This window comes from Rhizobium sp. SEMIA 4085, assembly GCF_013004495.1.
Taxonomy (GTDB): domain Bacteria; phylum Pseudomonadota; class Alphaproteobacteria; order Rhizobiales; family Rhizobiaceae; genus Rhizobium; species Rhizobium gallicum.
On the sequence record NZ_JABEPH010000251.1, the window covers coordinates 1 to 8,980 of the forward strand.

The window sequence follows — 8,980 nt, forward strand, 5'->3', positions numbered from 1 at the left end:
GCCAGGTGTCGCTGGCCCAGGCGAGCCTGGCAGCCGCCGTGCAGCAGATGGCCAGGGACTACGTCTCCCTCAACGTCGCCATCGGCGGCGGCTATGCCCCGGGCGGCAAGGTCAACTCTGTCTCCGCCACAGTGGCAAAAGGCCCAACAAAGAGCTGATAAAGCTATCTCTATGAATGAAAAAAGCCCCGGCAACGGGGCTTTTTTTATTGCTTCTCGAAAAATCCCGTGTGCAACACGCCCATCCCACAAAATGGATTCGACAAGCCGGTGCGCTTCGGGTACGCGTGATTAAACGATTAATCAAACGCATTATGAAATCATGGCTCAGTTGCGCCCGGTACCGAACCTCAGCAGGATTGCGACGTCGCTTGGCGTGTCGGTCGCAACGGTGTCGAACGCGCTTTCGGGCAAGGGGCGCGTCTCGGAGCAGCTCGTCGGAAAGATCAGGGAACATGCCGCGGAGCTCGGATATATTCCAAGCCAGGCGGGTCGGGCGCTTCGCACCGGCCGAAGCGGCGTGCTCGGCCTCGTTCTCCCCGACATCGCAAACCCCCTCTTTCCTAAGATTGCGCAGGCGATTGAATTCGCCGCCGCCTCTGCCGGTTACGGCGTACTGATCGCCGACTCGCGCGGCAATGTCTCGGCGCAGACCGAAGCAATCAACCGGCTGGTCGAACGCGGCGTCGACGGTATGGTGATCGTGCCCCGCCGCGCAACGCGCATATCCGCGGCAAGCTGCCCAGTTGCCGTCATCGACACGGCATCGACCCCCGGCAACACGGTTGCAGCCGATCACTGGCAGGGTGGCGAACTGATTGCCGCTCACCTCGCTGATCTCGGCCACAAGCGAATCCTCATCATCGGCAACAATCCGGAATCGAACGTGCAGAACGATCGGGCGAGCGGCATCCGTTCGGGCCTTTGTCCGGGCATGAGCGCCGAAACGCTCTGGATCGAAAAACTTGAACATCAGGCTGGCAGCGGCTGCCCGCTCGGTCTTGCAAGAAAGGTCGAGGAGGGCTTCAGCGCCTTTGCCGCCTTGTCCGACCTTCAGGCGCTGCGGGTGCTCACGGAGCTGCAGCGCGACGGCGTCGATGTGCCTGCCGAGGCCAGCGTCACCGGTTTTGACGACCTCATCTGGTCTGCGGTCGTGACGCCTGCGCTTACCACGGTGAAGATGGACATGGACGCCATTGCCGAAATCGCCGTATCGGCCTTGCTTGACAGCATAAACACAGGTCGCACCAGGGAGGGCGCACTCGTGACCGCGCAGAATGATCGCGTGCCCATGCAACTGATCATCCGCCAATCGTCCGGGCCGGCAAAGCCGGTTCAAGAAAACCTGCAGATGGAGAACTCATGACATGAAGACATCCCTCATCGCATCGGCAGCGCTGCTCGCGCTTATCCCGCTCGGCGCCGTGGCGCAGGATCGCACTCTGACTATTTCCGTCTATGCCTTTGCGCAGGACGACTTCAAGACGCTGGTCTATGATCCCTTCGAAAAGCAATGTGGCTGCAAGCTCGTCGTCGAGACGGGCAACAGCGTCGAACGCCTCGCCAAGATGGAGGCGAACAAGGCAAATCCGGTTGTCGACATGGCTGTCGTCTCGATGGCGGATGCGCTGTCGGCCTCCCGCAAGGGGCTGGTGGAAAAGATCGATCCGTCCAAGCTTACCAACTTCGGCAAGCTCTACGATCTCGCCAAGGACCCGAACGGCGACGGCATGAGCGTCGGATACACGTTCTATGCCACGTCTATCGCCTACCGCTCGGACAAGATGAAGATCGAGTCCTGGGCCGATCTCCTGAAGCCGGAGTATGTCGGCCACGTCGCCTTTCCGAACGTGACCACCAACCAGGGACCGCCGGCGCTCTACATGCTCGGCCTCGCACTCGGCAAGGATACGCCCGACCTCAAGGGACCGATCGAAGCCGTCGGCGAAAAGAAGGATGACATCGTCACCTTCTACGAGAAGTCCTCGCAGCTGATACAGCTCATGCAGCAAGAGGAAATCTGGGCCGCGCCGATCGGCCGTTTCTCCTGGGCTGGCTTCACCAAGCTCGACCTTCCGGTCACCTGGGCGACACCGAAGGAAGGCCAGACCGGCGGTATGAATGTCATGGTCGTGACCAAAGGCTCGAAGAATCAGGATCTGGCGCTGCAGTTCATGGATTTCTGGCTCTCGACCGACATCCAGACGAAACTCGCCGAAAAGCTGATCGATAGTCCCGCAAACAAGGACGTGAAGGTTTCCGAGGCCGCCGCCAACAACCTCACTTACGGCGAGGACACAGCCAAGAGCCTCAAGCTCATTCCGTCCGCAGCAGCGCTCGACAATCGCGACGCATGGCTTTCGGAATGGAACGACAAGGTCGGCCAGTAAGGCGCCCATTACCCGGTTCCGGCTTGCCGGGACCGCCCATTCCGCCGCCATACCGAAAGGCGCATCATGTTTCAGAACCGAGCGGAAGCCTTGGCGCTTGCCCTGCCCGCAGCGGTCTTTGCAGCCGTGGTTTTTCTGCTCCCCGTTGCCATCCTGCTTTCGGAAGGCTTTCGCCTGGAAGGCGCCTGGACGCTTTCCGCCTATGGCGACTTCTTCTCCGGGACGCTGAACCGCACCGTCTTCATCCGCACCTTCAAGCTTGGTCTTGAGGTGACGGCCGTTTCGGCGATCATCGGCTATGCCGCAGCTTTCGCCATCGTCAACCTGCCGCCCAAGGGCAAGGGCCGGATGATCGGCCTGGTTACCCTGCCGCTGATGATCTCGCCCGTTGCCCGTACCTATGCCTGGATCGTCATCCTCGGCCGCACCGGCATCGTCAACCAGGCGCTGACCGGCATGGGCCTCAGCGACGGACCGCTACGCCTTCTCTTTACTGAAACGGCCGTGTTCATCGGCCTGCTGCAGCTCTTCTTGCCCCTGATGATCCTTTCATTGATCAGCGCGCTCGAAAATATGCCGAAGGATGCGATCCCGGCGGCGCGCGTGCTCGGCGCCAACTGGTTCCAGGTTTTCTGGAAGGTCATCCTGCCGCTCACCCGCGAGGGCCTCGTCGTCGGCGGCACGCTCGTCTTTACCGGCTCGCTGACGGCCTATATCACGCCCGCCGTGCTTGGCGGTTCCAAGGTGCTGATGCTCGAAACGCTGCTCTACCAGCAGGTCTCCGTCGCCAACAACTTCGTTTCCGCAAGCGTCATCGCCTTCATGCTGATCGTTATGAGCTTCGCCGCGAATATTCTGCTGAAGCGCCTGGCAACTGCAAGGAACAAGCGATGACCGCCCGTCTGTTCTCACCGATCGTGCTTTTCCTCGTGCTGGCGTTCCTGATCGGGCCGTTTCTCATCATCATCGCCGCATCGCTTTCGGCCGGCGATACGCTCGCCTTTCCGCCGCAAGGCCTCTCGCTTCGCTGGGTGATCAAGGTCTTCACCATAGAGAGCTTCCGCGACAGCTTTTCGATGTCGATGTTGCTTGCAGTCTTCGGAACGCTCGCCGCCCTCGTGCTCGGCATTCCGGCCGCCTACGCTCTGTCGCGCTATCGGCTGCCCTTCGGTGAAACGGTCCGAACCGTCGTCTCGCTGCCGATCATCGTCCCGGGCATCATCGTCGGCCTCGCATTATTGCGTTACCTCGTCGTGCCCTTCGGCTTCAACATCACGCTGGCGCTCTTCTTCGCCCACACGGCGCTCGTGCTGCCCTATGCCGTGCGCGTCGTCTCCGCAAGCCTCGACAATTTGCGTTCAGACATCGAGGAAGCCGCCGTGCTGCTCGGCTCGTCGCGCCTCGGCGCCTTCTTCCGTGTCGTGATGCCGAATATCCGCGGCGGCATTCTTGCCGCCTTCATCCTCGGCTTCGTCACCAGCTTCAACCAGGTGCCGGTCTCGCTTTTTTTGTCCGGCCCTGGTGTGCGCACGCTGCCAATCGATATGCTGGGCTACATGGAAACCACTTACGACCCGTCGATCGCCGCGCTCTCCTCGCTGCTCGCCTTCCTTTCCATCGGCATCGTCTTCCTCGCCGAACGCTTCCTGGGACTGTCTCGTTATGTCTGATGTCTATCTTCAACTCGATAAGCTGACGCTGGCCTACGGCGATACGGTCGCCGTGAAGGATCTCGACCTGTCGATCGCCAAGGGCGAACTCGTCGCCTTGCTCGGCCCTTCAGGCTGCGGCAAGACGACGACGATGCGCTCCATTGCAGGTCTGCTCGCGCCCGCCTCCGGCCGCATCAATCTCGATGGCGCCGACATCACGCGGGTTTCGGCCAACAAGCGCGCCGTCGGCCTCGTCTTCCAGTCCTACGCGCTCTTCCCGCACCTGACGGTCTATGAGAACGTCGCCTTCGGCCTTCGCCTCAAGGGTATCAACGGACAGACCCTCGATAGCCGCGTCAACGCCGGCATCAAGTCAGTCGGCCTCTCCAGTTTCGCTTCACGCAAACCCGCAGAACTCTCCGGCGGCCAGCAGCAGCGAGTGGCGCTTGCCCGTCCCATGGTCATGGAGCCGAAGGTGCTCCTGCTTGACGAGCCGCTCTCCAACCTCGACGCGCGCCTGCGCCTCGAAATGCGGGCAGAACTGCAGCGCGTGCAAAAGGAAACCGGCGTTACTATGATCTTCGTCACCCACGACCAGGCGGAGGCCCTGGCCCTTGCCGACCGTATCGTGGTCATGCTGAACGGCGGCATAGAGCAGATCGGCACGCCGGAAGAAATCTACAACAAGCCGGTCTCCGCCTTCGTTGCCGATTTCGTCGGCTTCGAGAATGTCTTCAAGCTGCAGAACGGCAGGCTTGTCACGCCGAACGGCGCCATTGAACTTTCCCTTCCCGCTCCGCAGGCGGCAGGGCTGGCCTGGCGGCCGAGCTCGGTCGCGCTTGGTTCCGGTCCTTTCCAGGGCGCCGTGCGCGGCACCTCCTTTGCCGGCAACACGCGCGAATATCTGCTTGATACGCCGCTCGGGCGGGTCAAGGCCGAGGTGGATGCAAGCCTGCCGCCGCACGAAATCGGCGCGTCACTTTCCTTCGACCTACCGCTTGCGGCGGCTGCAACTCTCACGCGCTTCGGGTGACATCATGGGCGTTTGGATTGATACCGATATGGGCTTTGACGACATCGCCGCCATTTTGGTGGTTGATCAGTCCGAGCTCGAGATCGACGGCGTCTCACTCGTCTTCGGCAACACGCCGCTCACCCAGGTGCAGGCAAACGCCGCTGGTGCCATGCAAACCTTCGGCTGGGCATTCCCCATCCACACCGGCCGCGCCCAACCAGTCCTGGGCAAGTACGAGACCGCCCAGGCGATCCTCGGCGATACCGGCATCCCGACGATCGGAAGGGGCCTGCCAGCAGCGGCGCTTGCAATGAGCGACGCCTTCACTGCTCTTTGCCGCTGGCTCGAGGCTGACGGTCCGCGCCGTATCCTGGCGCTTGGCCCGCTGACGAATATCGCGGCCGTGGCGCTCGCGCGTCCGGATCTTTCCGCCCGCATCACCGAACTCACCTGGATGGGCGGCGGCGTCACTGCCGGCAATCATACGGCCTCGGCGGAATTCAACGCCTTTGCCGATCCCGAAGCGCTGGCGATCGTCATCGCCCATGGGATGCCACTGCGCATGGTCGATCTCGACCTCTGCCGCAAAGTGCTCGCCAGACCGGAAGACGCGGAACCCGTGCGCAGCGCAGGCGGCACGAGGGCCGACCTCCTGGCCGACATGTTTGCCGGTTACATCCGCATCGGCACCAGCCGCGGCCGCCCCGCCATGGCGATCTACGATCCGTGCGCCGCCGTGGCCTTCGTGGCGCCGGATGTTGTCAAGTTCCATCCCGCCCGTATCGATGTCGAACTGGGGGGCCGGTTGACCCGCGGCCGCACGGTGGTCGAGACGCGCGACACGCATGCCGCGTTTAACGCCCAGTTCGGCGCCGATATCGACGCCGAGACGGCGCGCACCATCATCCTCGCAACCCTGGTCAACGAGGCCCGCAAATGAACGCAGAACTTGGGAGGGAACCCGCAGACATCACTGATCCGTCGCTGCGCACCCGCGCCGTTGCCGCCGCAAGGGGCGCTGCTCCGTTCGACGCGCTGATCACCAGCGGCAAACTGCTCGACGTGGTCACCGGCCGCTTCCGCGATGCGGATATCGGCCTCGTCGGCCCGCTGATCGCCAGCGTGCACGCGCCGGGCACCCGCACCGACGCCAGCGAACGCATCGATGCCGGCGGCACGTTCGTCACGCCCGGCCTGATCGATACGCACATGCATATCGAAAGCTCGATGGTGACGCCTGCCGAATATACCGCGGCCGTCCTGCCGCGCGGCGTAACGACGATCCTCTGGGATCCGCACGAATTCGCCAATGTGCATGGCCTTGACGGCGTGCGCTGGGCGATCGAGGCTTCCCGCGCTCTGCCTTTGCACATGATCCTGCTGGCCCCGTCTTGCGTTCCTTCGGCACCCGGCCTGGAAATGGCAGGCGCCGACTTTGACGCTTCGGTCATTGCCGGAATGCTGCGCTTGCCGGCACTCGGCGGCGTTGCCGAAGTCATGAACATGCGCGGCGTCATCGACGGCGATCCGCGCATGAACGCCATCGTTCAAGCGGGGCTCGCCTCGGGCAAGCTCGTCTGCGGCCACGCCCGCGGGCTGGAAGGCGCCGATCTCAACGCCTTCATGGCGGCCGGCATCACCTCCGATCACGAGCTGACCTCCGGCGCCGACCTTCTCTCCAAGCTTAGCGCCGGAATGACGATTGAACTCCGCGGCTCGCATGATCACCTCCTTGAGGAATTCGTCCAGACGCTGAATGGCATCGGTCATATGCCGCCAACTGTGACGCTTTGCACAGACGACGTCTTTCCGGATGAACTCGAAAGGGATGGTGCCCTCGACGACGTCATCCGCCGTCTGGTCCGCTACGGCATGAAGCCGGAATGGGCACTCCGCGCTGCGACGTTCAACGCCGCCGAACGCCTGAAACGCAACGACCTCGGCTTGATTGCCGCCGGACGACGCGCAGATATCGTCCTCTTCGAAGACCTGCAGGACTTCAAAGCCCGCACGGTCATCACCAATGGCCGCGTGACGGCGCAGAACGGCAAGCTTATGTCGCCGGTCCATTCGCTCGACTCCGCGCCGCTTACCAATTCCGTTAAGCTTTCGCCGCTAACCGAAGACGATTTCAAAGTGCCGTCGAAGGGCAATCGCGTCCGCATCGCCACGATCGACCGGCCGCGCTTCACGCAATGGGGCAAAGCCGATGCAAAGGTTAAGGACGGTTTCGTCGTTCCACCGCCGGACTGCGCCATGATCGCCGTCGCCCATCGTCACGGCAGGGCGGATGGCCGTCCGCGCACCGGCTTCCTGAAGGGCTGGGGAAAATGGCGCGGCGCTTTCTGCACCACGGTATCCCATGACAGCCATAACCTCACCGCCTTCGGCGGCAATGCGCGCGACATGGCGCTCGCTGCGAACGCCGTCATCGCGGCAGGCGGCGGCATGGCCGTTGCCAGGGATGGTCAGATCGAAGCGATGCTGCCGCTGCCGCTTTCCGGCCTCGTCACCGAAATGTCGCTGAAGGACACCGCCTCGGCCTTCCGCAATATTCGCAAGGCAATGGAAAAGATCGTCGACTGGCAACCGCCCTACCTTGTCTTCAAGGCCTGCTTCGGCGCGACACTCGCCTGCAACACCGGCCCGCATCAGACGGACCGAGGGATTGCGGATGTGTTGACGGGAAAGGTGCTGGAAAGCCCGGTTCTGGAGATTTTGTAGCGGACGCGGGAGCTTGCCGCTCCCCATCCGACCTTCCGGTGAAGTTCTGCCGCTGACAAGAAGAGGAAGGGTTGGGGCATTGCCGCGAACCCCTTCTTTCCTCGGAAAGGAAGGGCTCCGGCAGGCAGATTAAGCAGGAGGCCGCGAGCTCTTATGCCGGGGACGCCAACGCCTGCTCCACCAGCTTCACCCAATACGCCACGCCATAGCCGATCGCCGCATCGTTGAAGTCATAGGCGGTATTATGGTGCAGGGCACCGTCGACGGCGGGGCCATTGCCGAGCCACACGTAGCAGCCCGGGGCATTCTGTGCGAAGAAGGCAAAGTCATCGCCGGCCGTCGAAGGCGGAAAACTGGTGCGCACCTTCTCCCCCAACACCGCCCGTGCAGCAACCAGGGCCTGTTGCGTCGCATCGGCATCGTTGACGACCGGCGGAATGCGCCGCTCGAATTGATAATCCACTGCAATGCCGTACATCGCCGCCGTCCCCTGCGCCAGGCGGCCGATCTCCGCTTCGAGCTGATCGCGCACGTTGGCGCAATAGGCCCGCGCCGTCCCGCCGATCTCGACCGTGTCCGGGATGACGTTGAGTGCCTTCGGGTCGCCCGCCTGCAGCGAACAGGCGCTAACGACGGCGGGCTGCAGCGGATCGACGACGCGGCCGACAATCGTCTGCAGCGAGGCAAGGAAGGTGCCTGCGGCGGTGATTGGGTCGCGCCCGAGATGCGGTTTTGCGCCATGCGTGCCCGTCCCGCGAAAGGTTATGCGCCAGCTATCGGAAGAGGCAAGCTGCGGCCCTTCGACCACTGCAATCTCGTCGACGGCAAGTCCCGGCATATTGTGCAGACCGTAGACGGCATCGCAGGGAAAGAGTTCGAAGAGCCCCTCCTCCACCATCCGCTTCGCGCCGCCTCGCCCTTCCTCCGCCGGCTGGAAGATGAAATGCACGGTGCCCGAAAAGCCCTTGACCGCCGCCAGATGACGTGCGGCGCCGAGCAGCATGGCGGTATGGCCGTCATGCCCGCAGGCATGCATCTTGCCGGCCACGGTCGATTTGTACCGCCGCTCGGCCATCCACGGCATCACCAGCGCATCAATATCCGCGCGAGGCCCCTACACTATCTGCCCCCATGCAGCCCACACCGGCCCGACCGCCACGGAACAGCCAAGCATGAGATACACCTTGACTCCCGCCCACT

7 protein-coding genes and 2 pseudogenes are annotated in these 8,980 nt (G+C 62.9%); 8 read left to right on the top strand and 1 reads right to left on the bottom strand.

Features of this window, described 5'->3' with window-relative positions:
* The 8 genes and pseudogenes from C9413_RS33695 to C9413_RS22040 form a co-directional block, all read left to right on the top strand.
* Positions 1-158: pseudogene (locus C9413_RS33695) on the top strand (nodulation protein NodT); the annotation flags it as partial.
* A 163-nt stretch (positions 159-321) separates the two neighbouring features.
* A complete protein-coding gene (locus tag C9413_RS22010; RefSeq protein WP_039845947.1) occupies positions 322-1,365 on the top strand; it encodes a LacI family DNA-binding transcriptional regulator in 1,044 nt (347 codons plus the stop codon).
* Between the two features lies 1 nt (position 1,366).
* On the top strand, positions 1,367-2,389 hold the full coding sequence (locus C9413_RS22015; RefSeq protein ID WP_039845948.1) for an ABC transporter substrate-binding protein: 1,023 nt from the start codon (positions 1,367-1,369) through the stop codon (positions 2,387-2,389).
* Between the two features lie 66 nt (positions 2,390-2,455).
* Entirely contained in the window at positions 2,456-3,283 is an 828-nt protein-coding gene (locus tag C9413_RS22020; RefSeq protein ID WP_039845949.1) for an ABC transporter permease, read from the top strand.
* Positions 3,280-4,059, top strand: a complete 780-nt coding sequence (locus C9413_RS22025; RefSeq protein WP_039845950.1) for an ABC transporter permease — start codon at positions 3,280-3,282, stop codon at positions 4,057-4,059. Before C9413_RS22020 ends, C9413_RS22025 begins: the two co-directional genes overlap by 4 nt.
* Positions 4,052-5,074 carry an ABC transporter ATP-binding protein gene (locus C9413_RS22030; RefSeq protein WP_170250910.1) on the top strand — a complete coding sequence of 341 codons (1,023 nt, stop codon included), beginning with the start codon at positions 4,052-4,054 and terminating at the stop codon, positions 5,072-5,074. The genes C9413_RS22025 and C9413_RS22030 overlap by 8 nt, the downstream gene beginning before the upstream one ends.
* A gap of 4 nt (positions 5,075-5,078) precedes the next feature.
* Positions 5,079-5,996: a nucleoside hydrolase gene (locus C9413_RS22035; protein WP_170250911.1), complete on the top strand. Its 918-nt coding sequence runs from the start codon at positions 5,079-5,081 to the stop codon at positions 5,994-5,996.
* Positions 5,993-7,780, top strand: a complete 1,788-nt coding sequence (locus tag C9413_RS22040; protein ID WP_039845953.1) for an adenine deaminase C-terminal domain-containing protein — start codon at positions 5,993-5,995, stop codon at positions 7,778-7,780. Before C9413_RS22035 ends, C9413_RS22040 begins: the two co-directional genes overlap by 4 nt.
* A 151-nt stretch (positions 7,781-7,931) precedes the next feature.
* Here C9413_RS22040 and C9413_RS22045 read toward each other — a convergent pair.
* Positions 7,932-8,980: pseudogene (locus C9413_RS22045) on the bottom strand (amidohydrolase); the annotation flags it as partial.